Source organism: Mesorhizobium sp. M7A.F.Ca.US.005.03.2.1 (assembly GCF_003997795.1).
Lineage (GTDB): Bacteria > Pseudomonadota > Alphaproteobacteria > Rhizobiales > Rhizobiaceae > Mesorhizobium > Mesorhizobium ciceri.
On sequence record NZ_RZRP01001160.1, the window covers coordinates 1 to 1,508 of the forward strand.

Annotated in this window: 2 protein-coding genes and 1 pseudogene; 1 reads left to right on the forward strand and 2 read right to left on the reverse strand. The window is 59.4% G+C overall.

What is annotated here, in order from left to right:
• Window positions 1-165: pseudogene (locus EN991_RS35750) on the reverse strand (transporter substrate-binding protein); the annotation flags it as partial.
• Window positions 166-477: 312 nt separating this feature from the next.
• Between EN991_RS35750 and EN991_RS35755 the strand changes: the two are divergent.
• Window positions 478-891 (forward strand): hypothetical protein, encoded by a 414-nt coding sequence (locus EN991_RS35755; RefSeq protein WP_027161509.1) that lies wholly within the window; start codon window positions 478-480, stop codon window positions 889-891.
• 64 nt (window positions 892-955) lie between these two features.
• Here the strand turns inward: EN991_RS35755 and EN991_RS35760 are convergent.
• Window positions 956-1,508 (reverse strand): GMC family oxidoreductase (locus tag EN991_RS35760; RefSeq protein WP_245461172.1); only part of this gene is annotated, 553 nt, incomplete at its 5' end.

Genomic DNA, 1,508 nt, shown 5'->3' on the forward strand with positions numbered 1-1,508 from the left:
GTCCTTCAGTGTCGTCTCCGAAATCGCCATGGTCCCCGAGAGCGAATGGAGAATGCCGACCTTGATCGTGTCGTCGGCGGCCTTGGCCGGAGCCGACATCAACAGGCCGGCGGCGACCGCACCAGCCGAAAACATTTTTGTTATTGTCGAGAAATTACCCCTCATATTACGGACTCCCAAGCTAGTTGATTGCACTGCAACACTACAATGCAACCCCCATGCCAACCGCTCCAGCGATCCCGAAAGGGTACAAATAGTTCATAGATATCAGCGCCTTGGATATAGCGGCTTCCAAAACAAAGAGAGCCGGCCAGAAATCGATTGAGGGAAATTTGCGCAGCTTACACAGTTTTTGCCTAATTTTCGCTCATTCTCTGAGGCTGCCTAGATTTTGATCTCAATAGCGGCGCCTTGGGCGACCGATGTTGCGGCGCGGTGCAAAAATAGGGCAAGCTCGCTCTTCAAACGAGCGACGTCATGATTTCAGGGATTTCACGCTTTTTCATCGGCATACTGCTTCTGGCCGCAGCAACCGGAGCCGCGCGAGCCGATTTCAGCGATGGCAAGATGCCTGACGGCACCTATCATTGCGAAGTGTACCTGCTTGGCATGTTCCTCAGCCTCGGCGACATCACCATTAAGGGGAACGTCTACAGCGGCCCTGTCTACACCAGCCTCGGCGTCTTCGGCCCCGCTCAGCAAGGGTACAACTACCAAATGGATGCGAACGGCGTGATTTCCTGGCTGGGACCACTGGGCGGCTACACCGCCGGCGGCAACTCGCTGTCGCTGACCCAGGCGACGCTGGACGGCGAAACCGTGCCCTCCTTCGACATCATCATGAAGCAACCCGACGGCGCCTTCACCGCATCGACCTGCACCAAGCAATAAGGCGGCAAGAAAAAGGCGCGGAACCTTGCGGGTTCCGCGCCAGCAGTCCGTCGGGAGGATGTGACTAGATCGTCTTTGCCGACATCTGCGCGGCGATGTAGTCGGCCTGGCGGATCGCCAGCGACACGATCGTCAGGGTCGGGTTTTCAGCGGCCCCGGTAGTGAACTGGCTGCCGTCCGACACGAACAGGTTCTTGATGTCGTGCGCCTGGCCGTGCTTGTTGACGACCCCGTCTTCCGCTTTCTCGCTCATCCGGTTGGTGCCGAGATTGTGAGTCGACGGATAGGGTGGCGTCGGGAAGGTGCGGGTGGCGCCGACCGCATCGTAAAGTGCCGTAGCCTGTTTGTAGGCGTGGTTACGCATCGCCGTGTCGTTCGGATGGTCGTCGAAATGCACGTCGGCGATCGGCATGCCGTGCGCGTCCTTCTCGTCTGCATGCAGCGTGATGCGGTTCTCCGCGCGCGGCATGTCCTCACCGACGATCCACAGGCCGGCCATGTGGTCGTAGTGATCGAGTGCGGTGGTGAACGAGCGCCCCCAGGCGCCCGGATCGAGGAATGCGGCCATGAACGGCAGGCCGAGCGACAGCGTCTCGAACTCGTAGCCGCCCACGAAC

What these genes read in the sequence shown, in the direction of transcription:
- EN991_RS35755 (WP_027161509.1), top strand. Translation starts at nt 478, where the DNA reads ATGATTTCAGGGATTTCACGCTTTTTCATCGGCATACTGCTTCTGGCC.